Origin of the sequence: Nostoc sp., assembly GCF_036917535.1 — a bacterium.
Classification (GTDB): domain Bacteria; phylum Cyanobacteriota; class Cyanobacteriia; order Cyanobacteriales; family Nostocaceae; genus Nostoc.
Window position 1 is genome coordinate 1 of sequence record NZ_JBALDA010000099.1, and the last position, 18,983, is coordinate 18,983.

Below are 18,983 nucleotides of genomic sequence, written 5' to 3' on the forward strand. Positions count from 1 at the left end.
CTCAACAGTCGGTCTTGCTTCAGCGCACCTTCAATATTCAGCATCATCCTTCCCTACCACTGCTGTCTATTCTCTCTTATTTCCCGACAAGTCTATTGTATTTAAGCAAGAATTGTTAGAAGTTGCTAAAATTACAAACGCAGACATGATTCAACTTAGCCAAGAACACTTGCAAACCATCCGCACCCATGCCGAAAGCACTTACCCAGATGAGTGCTGTGGTATAATTTTAGGCTATCTGGCTAATGAGGGCAAAACTGTGGTAGAAGTCATGCCAACAGAAAATGCTTGGAATACAGAAGCGGCGGCTGAGTTTCTAGGGAAACGCATAACAGAAAGCAAAAGACGGCAATATACGATCGCACCCGAAATTATGTTAAAAACACAAAGGGAAGCACGCGATCGCTCATTGAACATTATCGGGATTTTTCATTCTCATCCAGATCATCCTGCCATACCCTCAGAATGCGATCGCCTATACGCTTGGCAGGGATACTCGTATATAATAGTTTCCGTCCAAAACGGCAAAGCTGGAGAACTCAAAAGTTGGAGCCTTGATAATACTCATCAGTTTCAAGCAGAGGAAATTGAAAATATAAAATAACTGGCTTAGTTTAAAGACAGTCACTCATCGCGGTTTTCGCCGCTATCGCCGCTATCGCCGCTATCATAGATGAAAATTCGTCTTTCCCACTCCTATTTCTATATAAGATTCAGTTTTTCGATAGGATTAATATTCCGCTTTCCCACATCATAACTGCTATGCTCAATCCTAATCTGGACGAAATCCAGTTGACCAAAGACGATTACGAACGCTACTCCCGACACCTGATTTTACCGGAAGTAGGACTAGAAGGACAGAAGCGCCTGAAAGCCGCTAGTGTAATGTGTATCGGTACAGGTGGATTAGGTTCACCACTACTTTTATATTTGGCGGCGGCGGGTATTGGACGCATCGGGATTGTCGATTTTGATGTTGTCGATACTTCTAATCTGCAACGCCAAGTAATCCACGGGACATCTTGGGTGGGTAAACCCAAGATTGAATCGGCAAAAAACCGCATTCACGAGATTAACCCCTATTGTCAAGTTGATTTATACGAAACTCGTGTGAGTTCCGAAAATGCCCTGGAACTTATTCAACCTTACGATATCGTAGTGGATGGTACTGATAACTTCCCTACCAGATATTTAGTTAACGATGCCTGCGTATTGCTGAATAAGCCCAACGTCTACGGTTCAATTTTACGCTTTGAAGGACAAGCTACTGTATTTAATTACGCAGGTGGCCCGAATTACCGTGACCTTTTTCCAGAACCACCACCACCAGGAATGGTTCCTTCTTGTGCAGAAGGTGGTGTATTGGGAATTTTGCCAGGAATTATTGGTTTAATCCAGGCAACTGAAACTGTTAAAATCATTTTGGGACAAGGCAACACTCTCAGTGGGCGATTGCTGCTATACAACGCCTTGGATATGAAATTTCGGGAGTTGAAACTGCGTCCAAACCCAATTCGCCCAGTGATTGAAAAGCTGATAGACTACGAAGAATTCTGCGGGATTCCACAAGCTAAGGCAGAGGAGGCAAAACAGCAGATGGAAAGTCAAGAAATGACCGTTAAGGATTTGAAGGAGTTGTTAGATAGCGGTGCGAAGGATTTTGTACTGCTGGATGTCCGCAACCCCCATGAGTACGACATTGCCAAGATTCCGGGTTCAGTGTTGGTGCCCTTACCAGACATTGAAAATGGCAATGGCGTTGCTAAGGTGAAGGAAATATTAAACGGTCATCGTTTAATTGCTCATTGTAAAATGGGCGGGCGATCGGCAAAAGCCCTCGCCATTCTCAAGGAAGCCGGAATCGTCGGGACAAATGTCAAAGGCGGAATTACTGCTTGGAGTAAAGAAATTGACCCGTCAGTTCCAGAGTATTAAAAGCGCACCGCTTTCCTTAAAAAGTCGATAAGGGGCATAAGAGGCAGAGGGACAAGGAAATCAAAAGGTAAAAGGCAAAAGTCAAAAGAAAAGAATCTTTTGCTTTTTTACTTTTTAATGCCCAATGCCCAATGCCCAATGCCCCAATTTCCCATCTCCTTATGACTACCTTGAAATCTCATCTGAATATTTTATGGGTGCAAGTTTGGGTGTTGGCAGCGGTGCAGGGAGCAATTACCCTCTTGTGGTTAATTTATAATATCTATTTGCCACAACTTCTGACTCAGTTTGGTTTTCCTGCCTCATTGGCAGTTGGTTTGGTGCTAGTCGAAAATGCTTTTAGTGCGGTGCTGGAACCAGTGATGGGTGGACTTTCAGACCAAGCTAGACGCTGGGTAGGAACTCGGTTTCCTTTTATCTCAGTAGGTATGATTCTTGCATCGGCTTTGTTTATTGCCATACCATGCGTTGTAAGTTTGATCCCGCCTACTACCATGATGCGATCGCTCTTACCTATAGTATTGGTAGCTTGGGCATTGGCAATGACAATATTTCGTTCTCCAGCGATGTGCCTATTGGGAATGTATTCGACACCAGCCCAGTTACCTTTAGCAGTAAGTTTTGTCACTTTAACAGGCGGTGTGATTGGGGCTTTTAGGCCGATAAGTTACAAGTTTATTCTCAGCTTAGGCCCAGTTTATACCTTTGCGATCGGTTCTTTTGTAATGCTGGGGGCGGCGGCTGTGTTGCGGTTAGTCAATCCTCCAGAAGCACCAGTGGATAGACACCAAGCAGAAACAGTAAAGTTGCCCTTACAGAAATTGGCTTTAATTTTAGGAACTGGTTTCGGTGTCGCGTGGGGTATTCGATTTCTCATGGATGTCTTGGGTAAAGTACTCAAGACCCAACTGAATACTGATAATATTGATGTGCTGATGGTGTGGATTGGAATAGCGATCGCAATTGCCAGCATACCAGCGGGAATTTTCGCCGTCAAAATTGGTAATAGTCAAGCAATGCTTTGTGGTATCTGTGCAATCATTCCTTCGTTATTGATAATGATATCTCTAGGCGCACAAATTCCGCTCGTTGTCGTAATCGTTGCAAGCTTTAGTTTAATTGTTAACGGGGCAATTCCTTTTGCTTTGGGATTAGTACCCCAGCGGTGGGCGGGATTAGGAGTTGGGATGTATTTTGGTGGGTTTGCTTTAGGGATGAGTTTGTTTGGCGTTATATTTCCCCAACTGCAACAGATAACACCTTTTGTTGGTGCTGTTGGGGGTGGATTAGCATTTTTCCTGGCTGGTGTTTGCATTGCAGTGAGTAGCATTTATGAAACGCAGAGTAAAGCAGAGGTTTAATACATAAACGCTTCGCCTTCTTGCAGGGTAGGTACGCAAAGTTATTCTCTGCGTACCTCTGTAGATGAAATCTGACTTTCTTAATTACGAATTACGAATTAGTTACAGGTTTCACTTGACTCAACAAACTGTGTAGTTTCTCGCCTTCAATGACCTCTGTTTTTAACAGTTGAGTGGCGATCGCTTCTAGCAAGTCTCGATTCTGTCTGAGAATCTCTAGGGCTTGTTCGTGGGCTGTTTCCACGATTTCCTTGACTTCGATATCAATCGCTTTTGCTGTATCTTCGCTTACCAATCTGCGAGGATTAGTAGTACCATTACCCAAAAATGCTGCTTGTTGTCCTTGTTGATAAGCCAATGGCCCTAAGACTTTGCTCATACCATAAGTTGTTACCATCCGTTCTGCTAAGTCAGTTGCTCGTTGCAAATCGTTGGAAGCACCTGTGGTAATACTGTTAAATACAACCTCTTCGGCGGAACGTCCACCCAATAAAGTTGCAATCTGACCCCGCAGTTCATCTTCATTCATCAAAAAGCGGTCTTCAGTTGGTAATTGCAGAGTGTAGCCCAAAGCAGCCATCCCACGAGGAATAATCGAAATCTTTTCTACACGACCGTTTCCTGTTGTCAGCGCCCCCACCATTGCGTGACCAACTTCATGGTAGGCAACAATCTTTTTCTCAATGTCGTTCATCACGCGACTCTTCTTCTCTAAACCGGCAACTACCCGCTCAATTGCTTCGGCAAAGTCTTCTTGAGCAACTTTTTCACGCAGATTGCGCGCTGCTAATAATGCGGCTTCGTTTACCAAGTTTGCTAAATCTGCGCCAGCAAAACCAGGGGTACGAGTAGCGATCGCTTTTAAATCTACATCATCTCCTAATTTTACCTTTTGAGCGTGAATCTTAAGAATTGCCTCGCGATCAGATAAATCGGGACGGTCTACTAACACTTGGCGGTCAAAGCGGCCTGGACGCAGCAATGCAGGATCTAGTATTTCGGGGCGGTTGGTAGCAGCTAACACAATTACCGTTGTATCCCCAGCTGCAAACCCATCCATTTCAGTTAGTAATTGATTGAGGGTCTGTTCTCGCTCATCGTTACCACCGTAGAAGCCATTACTACTACGAGACTTACCGATCGCATCCAATTCATCAATGAATATAATACAAGGAGCTTGTTTTTTCGCCTGTTCAAATAAATCTCGCACTCTAGAAGAACCCACACCGACAAACAATTCTACAAACTCGGAACCAGAGATACTGAAAAATGGAACTCCTGCTTCTCCTGCTACGGCTTTTGCTAAAAGTGTCTTACCAGTACCTGGAGGCCCAACCAACAACACACCTTTGGGAATCCTAGCGCCGATTTGCGTAAACCGTGCCGGAGTCTTGAGGAAATCTACAATTTCCACTAACTCAGTTTTCGCTTCTTCTACCCCAGCTACATCTGCAAAAGTGATTTTAGCGGAATCGCCTTCAACGTAAACTTTAGCTTTGCTCTTACCAATGGAAAGCGCACCTTGAGGGCCACCACCGCCACGGGCGACAAAGAACTGCCAAATACCAATAAAAATCAGTGGTGGAATCACCCAACTTAAGAGGGTTGTAAACCAAGTATTTTTGGGTGGCGGCGTAGCAGCAAACTCAACTCCCTTTTCTTCTAGCAGTTTGGGTAACTCTAAATCAAAGATTGGTGTAGTTGCAAACACCTGGCCAGGTTGGGAATTTTCTGTTTTTAGTTGGTAAAGAATCTGGTTTTGACCAACGGAAACACGGTCGACTTCCCCTTCCTGTACTTGATGAATAAATAAGCTATAGGGAACACCAGCAGGGCCAGAAGCAAATAAACCAGGCAAAAATAAATTTAAGAGCAGGAATAGTCCTGATACTGCCAGTAATATATTAGCAACGATCCGAAACCGAGGTGACTTAGGCTGTTCTTTAATTCCCATAGATGTTACCAATCCTTAAAATGAAAACTAACTTGAAAATTGTGTATGGGGCATTGGGCATTGGTTTTACCCAGCCTCCCTGTTTCTCATTTTCCTTAACGCTTTGAGAAACTTGATTAAAGACTGGTCAAAATGCTGGTATATTCGCCCAATCTAAGCAATGTCAACGATGGGCTGTGACGCTCATGATGGTTGTTCTCCCTTGGCGTCTCCCTTTGGGAGAAGACTTGCTAAGGGTGACACAAAGTTGTTCAGCTTGTCTTGATCGTCAAAGATACTAGCTAGTATCATAATTTCTCCCATTTAGCAATGTTTACAGCATTTGTTCGTTTATTTCTGTAACTAAACTTAACAATTTAATTAATCTTTGGGAACTAACGAGCAAATACGGTTTACCGTACTCAAAGAATATGCAGAGATTGGGAGATGCAAATAGAAATCCCCCACGAAGAGTTATTTTGAAGCCTTGGTGGAGCTTTCTTTGCTCACTCCTGAATTATTCTTCAATAATTTCACTTTGAATTTTGGAACTGCATTCTCCATATATGCAGTTCCTCTATCCATTAATGTCCATCATTAGACCAGTGAGGGCGATCGCTAGATAATTTAATCACACCGTAAGAACCACCAACTTGCCATAAAGTAAAATTTTCATAACTCGTTCGTGGCTGATTAATACTAACTATAGTTCCACTAGCGTTTTTGATATTTAAGGTTCCTGACCAAGTAATTTCCCAATCAATTGCTAATCTTTGGGTATGACGAGAAGTAAGAACAGGTCGAAAAGCAATATTATAAGCAGACACCATTTCTTTAGCAGCTTGGATAGAACCAGCATTGGTATAATGTAGCCAATTAATATCTACATTAGGCATAGGTGGAACATCTTTGGCAGCAATTTCATTATTACTAATACGGAAAGCATAGTGCATTAAATAAGCTCTTTCTGATGGTCGAAATACTGAAGAGATATCGATATTAGCTCCGGCATTTTTTAAGGCTTGCTCAAAAGCTTGTACTTTTTGACGGAAGGGAGAAGCTAAATCATCAATTAAGTCGCTATCTGGAAAAAAATTAACCCAGGCTTTTCCACTCAGTCGTTGTCTTAATCTTTTGGCATATTCAGTTATGTTGTCTAAAGCCAACTCAAAATCAATGCCAAGCTTAGTTTTTGTTGTATTAGAAAGCTGTTGAGCTAACTCGGCTCGAAAATTAATGTCTCTTATTTTATAAGTTTCGGCTAGTCCTTTTGTGCTGTTAGGGCCAAAGTCCCCATCAGCTACTAACGGCGGATTTAAACGACCGATCGCTGTTAAACTTTTTTGTAAGTCCTTGACCTCATTCTCTCCAAAGTTAAGATAGGTTAATAATTTATTCCCGGCATCGGTATAGATAGCAAAATAAATTGCAAAACCTTGCTCTATCGCTTTTTTATAAGTAGCAGTATCGACAATTCCCGTTACTGTTAAAGCATTACTAGTCTGATAATCACGAGTTGCTTGAGCTGTAATATTCCCAAAATCTCCATCAACGGCAGCAATAGGGAAGTCATAATCTAAAAGAAATTTCTGCCAAGCAGTTACAATCAGCCCTTCGGATTTTTTCTGGAGAGTCGGAAGTTGCAAAGCTTGAAGTTTAAAGCTCATAGTTTTTATTGAGTGAAATAATTGTTTTCAGTTAATTTTTCTGTCACTATTCGTTGTACAATTTCAGTTCTGACCGCTGCCAAATTTGGTATCTCGTACTTCATTAGAGCGATTGGAGTCCAAGAAACGGTGTCTTGCAAACCCACTTTGGATTATAACATCCGTAGTTATCTAGCTTTTCTCACGCATACTTAAAATAGGAAACAGCAATTTTTTTTACTTATTGGCTAACTGGATCAGAAATTTTCTGGAGGTCAGGCAGAGCGAACTGCGTAGGCGAGCATTTACCGTAGGCATCGCCCATACTATTGTTAAAGCTCCGCCAATTCTGATTTTGATAAGGATACTTCTGCGGTAGATAATGAAACCGGAGCGCTGACGGGGTGACAAAGAAGTTAATTTCTTCTATGTTGCTTTCTCCATTCCAAAGGTGGAATTGAATTAGGATTAGCCCATATTCCAATGTGATTCTGTTTGCCTATTTCCTCTGCTAACCTATACCATCATTCATGGATGCTATATTTTTAGCTAGAAAGGTTGTTCAACAAAAAAAGTGTGCGCGAATATCTCTAGGGCTAGATTCATATCTAATCTTTTTTACCTTAAAACGGTCACACTCCTCTATTTGCTTTGCTTGCGTCCCTTTGTTACCCCGTCAGACCGGAGTGGCTATTCAAAAATCTTTGGCTATGATTACCCAAAATCGTACAACCATAGCGATCGCTCATAGCCCTATATATAGACGCCTCAAACCTTTTGGTCTTTCTGTGATATCTTGCGGTCAGTTGCTAAGCGTAATACGTTAATTAAATTCATCCTATCAGGTGAGTCTAATGGGTGAGGTACAACAAACACGAAGTATTGTACCTTGAGGCTAGAAATGGTTGTTTGGCACCCCAATTTCTCGGCTCAAAAATTAGGAAGTAGATAATGATTGTAAACCAAATTATTGGAGATTCAAAAAATCAGATTTTTGCTAACTTTGGGAAACGTTTCTTTGCTTGGATGATGGCTCCAAGTACCAGCAAAGACGATGAAATTGTTAGCGATCGCAAACGTTCTCTTTTTGCTAATCTCCAAGGTGAAGTGTTAGAAATCGGCCTTGAAATAGGCGCTAACTTACCTTACTATCCTAAAAACATCCACTGGATAGGAATCGAGCCAAACCCACATACGCATTCCTCTATCCAAAAACAAGCAGAAAAACTGGGTTTAAATATCGACCTCCGCATTGGTAATGCTGAATGGTTAGATGCCGAAGATAACAGCATAGATACTGTTGTTAGTACATTGGTTTTGTCCTCAGTGCCGAATATAGATTATACATTACAGGCAATTTTAAGAGTACTTAAACCAGGTGGACGCTTCTTATTTATTGAACATGTCGCCGCACCTCCAGGAAGTTTATTGCGACAAATACAAAACATAGTTAGTCCGATTTCAAAAGTGATAGGTGATGGTTGTCATCCAAATAGAGAAATTTGGATAGCATTAGGAAAAGCTGGTTTTAATAGCATCACTTATGAGCGATTTGATGCAAAATTACCAATTGTTAGTCCTGATATTATCGGCGTAGCGACAAAGTGAAAGAACTTTTTACGGTTGCTGAATAAAAGTATGAATAAGCCTCCGGCGAAAGCCGTGGGGTTTATGAGATTTTCCATCAGAGATTTTACGGATTCTCGCACAGGAAAGTGTCAATATCGTTTAGTTCCTGCTGATTAAAGCGAAATTCTCCAGCACCGATGATTCCTTCTACTTGCTCGGGATTGCGTCCGCCAACGATCGCCGCAGTCACTACCGGATTATTTAAAGTCCAAGCGATCGCCACCTCACCTGGTGAGCGATCGTGTTGTTGACCAATGTGTTGCAACACCTCGACTAGCTTTAGGTTACGAGATAGACGTGGCTCCTGAAATTCACTATTGTTTTTGCGCCAATCATTATCTGGAAAATTGGCAACCCGCTCAGGTGTCATCTTTCCTGTAAGCAAACCAGATTGCATAGGTGAATAAACAATCACACCTATGTTGTTTTCCTGACAAAAAGGCAGAATCTCCTTTTGGACATCAGGCTTCACCAGCGAATAAGGCGGTTGCAATGACGTAACTGGTGCAATCTCCTGGATACGTTTCAACTGTTCGACATTGAAATTTGAAACCCCGATATTGCGAATCTTACCCTCATCCTTGAGCTTGGCGAGAGTCGTCCAGCCTTCTTCAACTTCTGAGTCAGGGTTGGGCCAGTGGATCTGGTAGAGATCGATAGTTTCAATGTTGAGTCGGCGCAGACTAGCTTCAACCTCTCCCCGCAGAGAATCCGCCTTCAGGCTGTGACCAGTTTCGCCTTTTTCATCCCAGGTTATTGAACATTTCGTGAAAATGTAGGGGCGATTAGATCGACCTTTGAGCGCCTTACCAACAACCTCCTCCGAATGCCCCAGACCATAGACAGCTGCGGTGTCAATCCAATTAACGCCGAGGTCAAGAGCGCGATTGATCGCGGCGATCGATTCTTGGTCATTCTGCTCTCCCCAGCCAAAAGCCCACTCACCTCCACCAATCGCCCAGGCACCAAAGCCGATTGGGGTAATGTTAAGCTCTGAATTACCAAGTTGTTTGGTTTGCATATTTACCTTCTGCAAGAATTTTTGAGTCAATTGCTACTTTAAGCTGCAAATATTCTCTCAACAGCTATCTGAAGTATGACTTACTACTAGCGCAAACATCACAATCAATCACTACTTGTGTAGGATTACTAAATCTTAAATGTTATGTTGATACAGCACTTTGCAAGTAAATGAAGTACATTCCTCCCCATTGTTATACATACTGCTCATACACTAAACTTGCTCGAAGATAGTAACAGTTGTCAGTGTCAATTAAAATAGAGAAGTAATATGTCAGAAGATTTAAAAGGTAAAGTTGCGCTGATTACAGGTGCAAACAAAGGTATTGGGTATGAGATTGCCCGCCAATTAGGTTCTAGAGGTGCTACTGTTCTTGTTGGTTCAAGAGATATAAAACGTGGTGAAGAAGCGGCGAATAAACTTCGTCTCAGCCAGATCGATGCCCAAACAATTCAACTTGATGTGAGCGACCAAAAAACAATCAACTCTGCGGCTAAACAAATCGAGAGCGAATTCAGAAAACTTGATATCCTTGTGAACAATGCTGGAATACTAAGTAATGGCGATCGCCTTCCACCTAGTCAAGTTGATATTGAAACACTGCGACATACTTATGAAACGAATGTATTTGGAGTGTTTGCAGTTACAAAAGCGTTGTTACCACTGTTAAAGAAATCAAAAGCAGGGCGAATAGTTAATTTATCAAGTAGTTTAGGTTCTCTGACTCAGAACTCCGATCCAAATTATGAATTCGCTGATTTTAAGCTTCTTGCTTATAACTCATCAAAGACAGCAGTGAATGCAATCACAGTTTTATTGGCTGCCGAACTTAAAGATACCCCAATTAAAATCAATGCTGCCGATCCTGGTTTTACAGCAACTGATATTAATCAATACCAAGGGTATCGCACTGTCGAGCAGGGTGCGATCGCAGCAGTAAGACTAGCTACTCTACCTGATGATGGTTCTAGCGGAGGTTTTTTTGATGAAAATGGTGTGGTTCCTTGGTAAAAATTAGAGGGCATTGGGCATGGGTTATTCCCCTTGTCCCCCATCGTACCTCTACGGGGAAGTCAAAAGTCAAAAGTCAAACATTTTGAACCCCATAAATAAATTTCGGGGCTTGTACCTTTTTCTTTCTGGTCATTACGAATTACTAAATTTACCGAATATTAACTTCTTGAAGATAATTTACTTCTTGAAGATATTCAACTTTAGTAGTTGAGTTTTTCGGGAGGAAGAAATTTGTTTTTTTTGCAGAAGCTATCTTTTGATTATCAGTCAATACGCGCTGTTTTTGAGTATACTCATTCAATTTGACTTGGGCTTGAGCATAAACTAAAGTATCTTGGGGAATATTTCTAAGAAATTTTACAGCTCGCTCGAAATCACCAATAGATGCTTGTTTATAGGCTTTTTGTAAAAAGTATGCTGCTCTGATCTGCCGCTTTCGATTGTATTCAGCTAACTTGTTTTGAACTAAAGCACCTGCATGACTTTCTTGAGGAATTTCACGCAGATATTGTAATGCGGTAGAAAAATCTTTTTCAGCGGCACTTTCGTAAGCTTTGGCTAATAAATCTTGCGTCTGTATTTCAATGTTTACAGACGCTTGCTGAACTATTTTATCTGTTTTAGATTGCCAATAGAAAATCTTTGGAACTTTAGCAGCAGCATGAAGAACATCTGACCATCTGCTCTCATTAAAAGCTATTTGTGCTATTTCGTATTGCTGTGCAGCTACTTGCCATTGCTCTTGCCATTCTTCAATTGTAGCCTGTGCTTCTGGATAAACATTGCTGTGGGAGGGAATTGACTTAGCGAGTGCGATCGCTTCTTCCAAATCTCCTGCTTGATATTCTTTTGTTGCTTTATATAAAGTATCTGTTTCTGAGTATGCAGGTGCAGTATTAACTAAAGAATATACACCAAATCCCATCACTAAAGAATTAGCTGCCAATCCTACTTTCATTCCCGTTAATAATGGGGATGATTTTCCAGACGCAGGATGATTTTTCGCTACTTCAAAGGTAAATTGAGAATCTTCCTCTAATGTTTCTGATGGCTGAGGTTCCCAGATTATTTGTTTGAGTACCCGCAGCACTTCACCCGCAGACTGAAAGCGTTCTTGGTAATTGTAGCGGATCATTTGGCTGAGAACAGCAGCTAGATAATCGTTAACTGGCGTGTTTTGAGAACGCCAAAAAATTTCATTACTAGAAGGATCGGTTTTTAATTGTAGTGGTTCTAGCCCTGTTAAAGCCTGGATAGCAATCATACCCAAAGCATAAATATCACTGTTGGGCTGTGTTTGACCAATAAATTGTTCTGGCGGTATGTATCCCAATGAAGTGACGGGAATTCTATAAATGGGCAATTCTGCACCTATGCCAAAATCGATCGACTGGATTGAGCCAAAGTCAATCATAACTAACTTGTTATCAACAGTACGTCTAATCAAGTTTTCCGGTTTGATATCGCAATGGATCACACCTTGAGAATGGACAAATTCTAGAATACCTAAGACATCGATCAGGAATTCTACAACTTCGCCTTCACTCCACAGACAGCCCCATTGTCCATCGATGGGCAATTCCGCAGTCAGCGCATGTCCTTCAATACACTCTTGCACTAAATAAAATTGCTGGTTTTCTTCAAAACAAGCGATAAATTCAGGAATTTGGTCATGACTTCCCAGAAGTTTCAAAGTTTGGGTTTCAGTCAGAAACAGTAACCTCAGCATCTCCAAGTAGCCAGATTCGGAACTGCTAACTTTAATCTGCTTAATAACGCATTTGGGATTCTCTGGATAATCTACGTCTACAGCAATGTATGTTTGTCCAAACACCCCTGCACCGAGGCTTTGGACAATTTGGTAGCGCCCTTGTAGTAATTTACCGATTATGTGGTGGGTCATGACCTGGTTACTCAGTAAGTCCTTTTATTTAGTTTTTCTGACATTTCCTCCTATTTCCGGAATGCTTGAAAAATATATATCTTGAACTTTTGTTACTAAAATCCAAAATGAATTTATTTAAGTATTATTACTTAACTATTAAAAAGAATGAATAACAAGATTCCTAACATCTTTAAGAATAAAATTGACGCAAAAAATAGCCAAAACCACTTTTTTCATCTGGTTCTAATTTATAAAGATTATATAAAGTTTACATAAATTTTATGTATTCATCCTTGCAGACTCACAACTTTTTTAGATATTACGTATATTATATGTGCGTAAATACTTTGTAAATCTAATACAAAACTAACAATATCAATAGAATACTAACCCAATAATTAATTTTTCATTACTAGTCTGTAAACGAAAAATTTAAGAGTATGGGTTGTTCTTAGTTTGCGCTTGAGGGCTAAAACATTTTAATTTAGTGGGGGTGTAAAAACGCCAATTATTTATCCGCCAGTAGTACAGGATTCAGAATGGATTCTGACTCCTGACTAGCTAAATTCTGTTTGATCAAGAATAGTTTTGTGAGTTTCAGTTAAACAGGTTCTAATTTCAAGAGATATCCAATGAAAAGGTTTTATAAATTAGCAATTGCATCTACTATTGTTGGGTTCGGATTAGGAACGCTAAATACAGCCCAAGCAGCAACTTTTACTCAGACTGCATCAGATCGAGGTTGGTGGGCTGCTGAAGATTCACTTAATGGCTCTAATTCTAACGATAATCTCAACTACGTAACTGGAAATATACGCGGAATAGATTCACGTAATTATTTTACATTCGATCTTGGTAATCTAGTAGGAGTTACTTCAGCAACCTTGCAAATTCAACGATTTGAGGGTTCAGGAAATCCAACAGAGACTTTAGGTTTTTTTGATGTTTCAACACCTGCTAATGTGTTGAGTCAGAAAAAGAATAGCCCCAATAATACTATTTATAATGATTTGGGAAGTGGTAAAAATTATGGAAATTTTAACGTTACTACTTCTGGCGATCCAAACGAAATCTTGAATTTTGCTCTCAACTCCAACGCCATTGCAGATATTAACGCCAGAAACGGAAAATTTTTCTCAATTGGAGGTGCGCTTCAAGGGGATCTTCTTGAGGAATATCTTTTTTCTGAGAGTGATGGTCAAGCGTTTACTAAACTTGTGGTAAATACCGATTCAACCCATGTTCCAGAACCTAGCGACCTTGATGGGATAATGGTTGTTGGTGTTGGAGGCTGGTGGTTAAAGCGTAAACGAAAAGCGTCTCTAAGTGTATAGGCGATTTAATTTACTGCCTATCCTACAAAGTATTTTTCCTAGAAAAATTTCAATGCTCTTGCTTTTTTGCAAGAGCATTTTTTACACTAATTTATAAAATTTATAGCAACATTATCGGCGATCGCTCCAGAGTTAGTTTCCCACATAACCAAGGGCGATTGCACTTTAAGGAAAGAAAGCATTGATAGGAGTACAGAATTTTTTGGCCAAGTCCGGCACAAAAAAATTAATTTTACGTGTTTTTACGGTTAAATTCTTTTTAGTACATGTATACCATTGTAAACACCGATTTTTAGGAAATAAAAATACGTAGCTGTAAATGGAAATCAAAGATTTAGCTGGCATTAGTGATCCACTGAAGAGACTTATTGAAGTAATGGCTGAAGGGTTTGGTGCAGTTTCACGCCCATATCTTATCAAGAAAAATGCTGAAGCTAAAGCTTACGAAATACGAGTTATTTCCGAAGCTATGGCTGAGAGTCGTAAGTTGCTTGGTGGTGCAGATTATGAAGACGGTAAAGTTAAGATGATGGGATCTTCTGAGACACCTAGCCCGATCCTCTCACTTCCTGAGCGTGCGGCAAACCGTAGTGAATACCAGGAGTTACGAAAGCAACAGAATATAGAATCCGTATGTGCAAACGCTGCTGAGGAACTAGCAAATAAAAGTGAGATCCCAGAACAGAAGCCAGAACCAGAATGGATTAATCATTTCTTTGATATAGCAGAGAAAATTTCAACAGAAGATCTCCAATACTGGTGGGGGAAAATCCTGGCTGGGGAGATTACAAAACCTGGTTCTTTCTCGCTACGTACTCTTGAGATATTGAAAAATCTTTCACGACAAGAAGCAGAAAACTTTGTTGAATTAGGGAAATATGTCCTAAGTAATAAGAACATAGCTTTTTACCTTGACCCAAAAGAATATATTTTTAAGAAAGATAATACTATTGGCTTTTCTGAAATTCTTGAGTTAAAAGACGCTGGTCTTATAAATGATAGTGATTTTATAAGTTTTCGCTTTGAAGCTAGTACCTCCGGCAGTACCTCTAGTTTACTTTACTCCTCTTTAATTCTCTTATTTGAAAGAGAGAAGGATACGCCTGAAATCGTAAATCAAGTTGGAGTGTTAACAAAAGCAGGTACAGAACTATTGAAACTTATATCAGTTCAGCCTGATATGGAATATATAGAATTTGTTGCTCAAAAACTTAAGCGAGAAGGTATGAAAATTGCTTGGGCACCTATTATTGAGGATGGTGAAAACCTATCGATAGGAGACAAAACATATATCGTTACTGAGGAACCAGCTTAGTCATGTTAAAACGATTATGCACACAGTATAACAATCTTGGTGTAGCGCAGATTGCTGTCTATCAAAGTAAGTAATTAGCCACAAACGGGTATAAAGCTATGCCGTAATGCTTCTTAAATACCCTTGATATTTACAATAAATTCATGTATATAACAGTCTACTTTGATTTTTGAACTGACTAAATGCACTGTTCACAAAAGTATTGACAGTTATTGAGAATATGTATGAATAAGGTTAAATAGATATCAAATAATTATTAACAGCTAAATCAACAGCTATCCGATCCATTCAGCCTTTCGAGACTTTGACATAATCAGACAAAATGTGGGAGAATGAATCTCCCACAAGCAATGCTGACATAGGAGGTTATAGTATCTATACATAAATAATTTAACAAATAATTTTAATTATTGCAAAGTTTTTGCAATAATTTAGATATATAGCGATCGCCAAAACTAACCAAAGGATGATTAACATGAGTACATACGCGCAGGAATTGAGAAACACCGCCAAGGCAATGGTTGCTCCTGGTAAAGGTATTCTGGCAATGGATGAAAGCAACGGTACATGCAACAAGCGATTTGAAAAGTTAGGTATCCCCACGACAGAAGAACGACGACGTGCTTATCGGGAGTTAATTCTGACAACCCCTGGTTTATCGGAATACATCAGTGGAGCTATTCTCTATGATGAAACTATTAGCCAGTTTTCTCAGGCTAGTGTTGCTTTTACGAAGGTGATGCAAGACGCGGGTCTGATCGTTGGTATCAAAGTTGATACCGGAGCTCAAGACTTAGCAGCTTGTCCAGGTGAAAAAGTCACCGAAGGATTAGATGGTCTAAGGAAGCGCATTGCTGAATATTACAAAATGGGCGCACGTTTTGCCAAATGGCGGGCTGTGATTACCATTGGTAATGGTATTCCCAGCCGTACTTGCATTGAAGCTAATGCTCATGCGCTAGCTCGTTATGCTGCTTTGTGTCAGGAAGGAGGACTTGTACCAATTGTGGAGCCGGAGGTATTAATTGATGGCGATCATACAATAGAAGATTGTTACGAAGTAACAGATGAAACTTTAGAAGCGGTGTTTAATCAACTGCGTCTGCATAAAGTTGAGTTTGACCAGATGATACTTAAACCTAGTATGGTGATTTCTGGCTTGACTTGTCCCAATCCGGCGAATGTAGAGCAGGTAGCAGAAATGACTATTCAATGCTTACTTAAGAACGTACCCGTTACTGTTGCCGGAATTGCTTTCCTTTCTGGTGGACAGAGTAAGGAACGCTCAACGGAACATCTGAATGTGATGAATGCTAAATTTGCTTCCCAATGTCCTTGGCCTATTACCTTTTCCTATGCCCGCGCTATTCAACAACCAGCTTTAGAATACTGGCGGGGTAATGATGACAAGACATCTGAGGCACAAAAATTACTTTATCATCGAGCGAAGTTAAACGGAGCAGCCAGCCTGGGTCAGTACAATGCAGAGATGGAAAAAGCACCGACTTTGGTTTGATGATTCAATTCATGAATTTTTAGCGACTTTCCTCGACATTAACACAGAATTGTAGCGGCATTTGGGAAATAGTCTTTATCTATCCAGTACCGCTATTTTATTTACACAATCAGTTGCTTGGTAGGGTTGCTTCGACTTGCTCAAGAAACTTAAGTGCTTGTTCTTTGGATTGCATGATGATTTCAGACACCTCATCTTCCCGACCAAGAGCTTCATAAAATTTGACTAAATCTTGAAATGTCGCATAGAAGGCACAATATGCTTGCGTCCGAAATTCCATTGGTAACTTACTAGCCCCCATTATATCTGATGCACTGCTTTGGGCTTTGAGCAAGTAAGTTTCCGCTTCAATTAACTGTCCCACCGCCAAGTGACAATTAGCAAGATTCTGACATGAAAGCACATAGATATGAATTGCCTCGGAATTAGTTAAGTGGGAAGTTGCTTTCTGCAATATCTTCTCAGCAAGAGTCAATGCTTTTTGATAGCAGGCGATCGCATCGTAGTATGACTTCACTTGCATCTTACTGTTTCCTTCCTGGATGTGGTTTTTCCAAACCGGATCGACTGTGTTCAGGTTTATTGGAGTGCTAGACATGATAAGTAAGGATAAGAATGAGTAGAGGAAAGCCTAAAAATCTTGATTCTCTCTATAACCGCGATCCTTAATATTTTTTTAAGGGCATCAATGCTTACAATTTAAAATAATTGCAAATTAATATCAATAAGTTGAAACTGCAAGATGCACAACTACACCGCCTTACGGACTCTTAAGAGCCTCTCACAGCCGCGTTTTTCGCTCCTAGAACATATAAAATAAACACCTTTTTTTTTATCCCCTTACATCCCTACACCCTCACACCCTTGTGTTTCTTAGGAGTCAATAGCTTGCTCAAAGACAGAAATACGATAAGCACAGCGGCGATCGCCACTTAAAATATGTTCAACTCGTTCAATGTTAACTGTAGAACCGAGTAACCTTGTGAAGACTTGTAATTCTGAACTGCACAATTGAGGACACTTTTGGGCAGCAGTACAAATTGAACAGTGATTTTCCACTAGCAGAAATTCATCCGGTGACTCCTCAATCACCTCTGCCATATACCCTTCCTGAGTACGCAAGCAAGCAAGCACAGCCACTCGTTCCCGCCATAAAAGACTATCTGACATTTTGGCTGAATAATTTTGAATTTGAGTTTGGGTACGCTGTGCAATTAACGCCTCTAACCCATCCATCCCAAATACTTGAGTTACTCCCTCAATTAGATTCACCACCAAGTCAGTGTGATGATTAGGGAAAAAATTCATGGCTTTATTTGCCAAATACCACAGCTTTAGCGGACGACCTACAGCTTGACGTTCTTCTGTATAAGTCACCAATTGCTCATCTTGCAGAGTTTGTAAATGTTGACGAATTGCCATTGGTGATACTTGCAACTGTTGAGCTAAATCAGCCGCCGACTGTTGTCCTTTCATTTTAAGTAAATAAAGGATTTGATTTTTGACTTTTACCCGCTCAACTGTAGCAGATTCATCCATGTTAACTGGATAGACCTTTATTGACTGTCTACCTAGATTAACGCAATTTTTAAGGAATTTTAAATGTTTGGCAAGTGATTTTGTGCTGTCCACCCCAACAAAAGACCCAGCCATGCCAATGCGGTTGAGAAAATAATAAACTTTAACCTGCCCCAATCTCTCACTGTTAATACCATCATGACAGTAGAATTGATTGCAGTTATTAACCCAATAGCAATTGGTTGGCAAACTGGCAAGTGGGATTTTACTTCATGGATAAGTATAGTTATGGCACTGCTCATCAACCCTGAAGTCAAGCCTATCAGCAGATTTTGTTGAAAATAATTTTCTGTAGTGTAGTGTATGTTTGAGTTATCAAAATTTGCTAAATGCCAATGGTAAAAGAGAATTCCTAAACCCCATAATCCAAAATTAATTCTCAAGTTACCCAAGGCAAATCCGACAATTGCATAGATTAAAACTGTGATGCAACTAAGAGAAATAACTCTATCAATTTTGGCAAATCGATAATTTTGATAAGTGTAATGAAATTTACGCATATAGCGATCATATTTGATTTGTGAAAATTTCAAGCTACAGATCCCCGACTTCTCAAAGAAGTCGGGGATCTTGTTTCTCTGTAAAGATGTAAATTAAGTAAGTGGTCAAGAATAAATTAAACTATGTTACGCAATGTAAAATTAATTTAATTGGATTATAGTAAAGGCTAAAGCCCTTACTATAATCCTTTGGCGTTGCATAGTTGCGGGATGATTTAGTAACTTCCAAAATTCTCCCCTTGCTTCCCCTGCTTCCCCTGCTTGTACCAATTCATCCCACTGTTCTGCAACGCCTAATCCTTTAATTATTCACGCC

Annotated in this window: 15 protein-coding genes; 8 read left to right on the forward strand and 7 right to left on the reverse strand. The window is 40.3% G+C overall.

The window, feature by feature from the left end:
* Positions 1–145 precede the first annotated feature (145 nt).
* The 3 genes from V7K56_RS33120 to V7K56_RS33130 all read left to right on the forward strand — a co-directional run bounded on the left by V7K56_RS33120 (position 146) and on the right by V7K56_RS33130 (position 3,296).
* Entirely contained in the window at positions 146–604 is a 459-nt protein-coding gene (locus V7K56_RS33120; protein WP_334917889.1) for a M67 family metallopeptidase, read from the forward strand.
* Positions 605–762: 158 nt separating this feature from the next.
* Positions 763–1,935: a molybdopterin-synthase adenylyltransferase MoeB gene (gene moeB / locus V7K56_RS33125; protein WP_334917761.1), complete on the forward strand. Its 1,173-nt coding sequence runs from the start codon at positions 763–765 to the stop codon at positions 1,933–1,935.
* Positions 1,936–2,096: 161 nt separating this feature from the next.
* Positions 2,097–3,296 carry an MFS transporter gene (locus V7K56_RS33130; protein WP_334917763.1) on the forward strand — a complete coding sequence of 400 codons (1,200 nt, stop codon included), beginning with the start codon at positions 2,097–2,099 and terminating at the stop codon, positions 3,294–3,296.
* Between the two features lie 91 nt (positions 3,297–3,387).
* Here the strand turns inward: V7K56_RS33130 and ftsH4 are convergent, their stop codons facing one another.
* Both ftsH4 and V7K56_RS33140 read right to left on the reverse strand, forming a co-directional pair.
* The gene (gene ftsH4 / locus V7K56_RS33135) at positions 3,388–5,250 is read right to left on the reverse strand and encodes an ATP-dependent zinc metalloprotease FtsH4 (RefSeq protein ID WP_334917765.1); all 1,863 of its coding nucleotides are present in this window, start codon (positions 5,248–5,250) and stop codon (positions 3,388–3,390) included.
* A gap of 563 nt (positions 5,251–5,813) precedes the next feature.
* A complete protein-coding gene (locus V7K56_RS33140; RefSeq protein WP_334917767.1) occupies positions 5,814–6,896 on the reverse strand; it encodes a peptidoglycan-binding domain-containing protein in 1,083 nt (360 codons plus the stop codon).
* Positions 6,897–7,826: 930 nt separating this feature from the next.
* On the opposite strand from V7K56_RS33140, the gene V7K56_RS33145 reads away from it, so the two are divergent.
* Positions 7,827–8,483 (forward strand): methyltransferase domain-containing protein, encoded by a 657-nt coding sequence (locus V7K56_RS33145; RefSeq protein WP_334917769.1) that lies wholly within the window; start codon positions 7,827–7,829, stop codon positions 8,481–8,483.
* A gap of 85 nt (positions 8,484–8,568) precedes the next feature.
* Here the strand turns inward: V7K56_RS33145 and V7K56_RS33150 are convergent, their stop codons facing one another.
* Positions 8,569–9,525: an aldo/keto reductase gene (locus tag V7K56_RS33150; RefSeq protein WP_334917771.1), complete on the reverse strand. Its 957-nt coding sequence runs from the start codon at positions 9,523–9,525 to the stop codon at positions 8,569–8,571.
* A gap of 270 nt (positions 9,526–9,795) precedes the next feature.
* Between V7K56_RS33150 and V7K56_RS33155 the strand changes: the two genes are divergently transcribed.
* Positions 9,796–10,536 (forward strand): SDR family oxidoreductase, encoded by a 741-nt coding sequence (locus tag V7K56_RS33155; protein ID WP_334917773.1) that lies wholly within the window; start codon positions 9,796–9,798, stop codon positions 10,534–10,536.
* A gap of 151 nt (positions 10,537–10,687) precedes the next feature.
* On the opposite strand, the gene V7K56_RS33160 is transcribed toward V7K56_RS33155, so the two are convergent.
* Complete coding sequence (locus V7K56_RS33160) at positions 10,688–12,442, reverse strand: protein kinase domain-containing protein (RefSeq protein WP_334917775.1); 1,755 nt, start codon at positions 12,440–12,442, stop codon at positions 10,688–10,690.
* Positions 12,443–13,056: 614 nt separating this feature from the next.
* On the opposite strand from V7K56_RS33160, the gene V7K56_RS33165 reads away from it, so the two are divergent.
* From V7K56_RS33165 to V7K56_RS33175, 3 genes are all read left to right on the forward strand, one after another.
* Positions 13,057–13,758, forward strand: coding sequence for a PEP-CTERM sorting domain-containing protein (locus V7K56_RS33165; RefSeq protein WP_334917778.1), 702 nt, complete (start codon positions 13,057–13,059; stop codon positions 13,756–13,758).
* A 319-nt stretch (positions 13,759–14,077) separates the two neighbouring features.
* Positions 14,078–15,073 (forward strand): DUF2806 domain-containing protein, encoded by a 996-nt coding sequence (locus V7K56_RS33170; protein WP_334917780.1) that lies wholly within the window; start codon positions 14,078–14,080, stop codon positions 15,071–15,073.
* A 475-nt stretch (positions 15,074–15,548) separates the two neighbouring features.
* Positions 15,549–16,589: a class I fructose-bisphosphate aldolase gene (locus V7K56_RS33175; protein WP_334917782.1), complete on the forward strand. Its 1,041-nt coding sequence runs from the start codon at positions 15,549–15,551 to the stop codon at positions 16,587–16,589.
* A gap of 109 nt (positions 16,590–16,698) precedes the next feature.
* Here the strand turns inward: V7K56_RS33175 and V7K56_RS33180 are convergent, their stop codons facing one another.
* From V7K56_RS33180 to V7K56_RS33190, 3 genes are all read right to left on the reverse strand, one after another.
* Positions 16,699–17,187, reverse strand: a complete 489-nt coding sequence (locus tag V7K56_RS33180; RefSeq protein ID WP_334917784.1) for a hypothetical protein — start codon at positions 17,185–17,187, stop codon at positions 16,699–16,701.
* Between the two features lie 275 nt (positions 17,188–17,462).
* Complete coding sequence (locus tag V7K56_RS33185; protein ID WP_334917786.1) at positions 17,463–18,128, reverse strand: helix-turn-helix transcriptional regulator; 666 nt, start codon at positions 18,126–18,128, stop codon at positions 17,463–17,465.
* Positions 18,129–18,187: 59 nt separating this feature from the next.
* The gene (locus tag V7K56_RS33190; protein ID WP_334917788.1) at positions 18,188–18,700 is read right to left on the reverse strand and encodes a hypothetical protein; all 513 of its coding nucleotides are present in this window, start codon (positions 18,698–18,700) and stop codon (positions 18,188–18,190) included.
* Positions 18,701–18,983: the final 283 nt, after the last annotated feature.

Coding starts and splice junctions, on each gene's coding strand:
- V7K56_RS33120 (WP_334917889.1), top strand. CDS start 146: ATGATTCAACTTAGCCAAGAACACTTGCAAACCATCCGCACCCATGCC.
- moeB (WP_334917761.1), top strand. CDS start 763: ATGCTCAATCCTAATCTGGACGAAATCCAGTTGACCAAAGACGATTAC.
- V7K56_RS33130 (WP_334917763.1), top strand. CDS start 2,097: ATGACTACCTTGAAATCTCATCTGAATATTTTATGGGTGCAAGTTTGG.
- ftsH4 (WP_334917765.1), bottom strand. CDS start 5,250: ATGGGAATTAAAGAACAGCCTAAGTCACCTCGGTTTCGGATCGTTGCT.
- V7K56_RS33140 (WP_334917767.1), bottom strand. CDS start 6,896: ATGAGCTTTAAACTTCAAGCTTTGCAACTTCCGACTCTCCAGAAAAAA.
- V7K56_RS33145 (WP_334917769.1), top strand. CDS start 7,827: ATGATTGTAAACCAAATTATTGGAGATTCAAAAAATCAGATTTTTGCT.
- V7K56_RS33150 (WP_334917771.1), bottom strand. CDS start 9,525: ATGCAAACCAAACAACTTGGTAATTCAGAGCTTAACATTACCCCAATC.
- V7K56_RS33155 (WP_334917773.1), top strand. CDS start 9,796: ATGTCAGAAGATTTAAAAGGTAAAGTTGCGCTGATTACAGGTGCAAAC.
- V7K56_RS33160 (WP_334917775.1), bottom strand. CDS start 12,442: ATGACCCACCACATAATCGGTAAATTACTACAAGGGCGCTACCAAATT.
- V7K56_RS33165 (WP_334917778.1), top strand. CDS start 13,057: ATGAAAAGGTTTTATAAATTAGCAATTGCATCTACTATTGTTGGGTTC.
- V7K56_RS33170 (WP_334917780.1), top strand. CDS start 14,078: ATGGAAATCAAAGATTTAGCTGGCATTAGTGATCCACTGAAGAGACTT.
- V7K56_RS33175 (WP_334917782.1), top strand. CDS start 15,549: ATGAGTACATACGCGCAGGAATTGAGAAACACCGCCAAGGCAATGGTT.
- V7K56_RS33180 (WP_334917784.1), bottom strand. CDS start 17,187: ATGTCTAGCACTCCAATAAACCTGAACACAGTCGATCCGGTTTGGAAA.
- V7K56_RS33185 (WP_334917786.1), bottom strand. CDS start 18,128: ATGGATGAATCTGCTACAGTTGAGCGGGTAAAAGTCAAAAATCAAATC.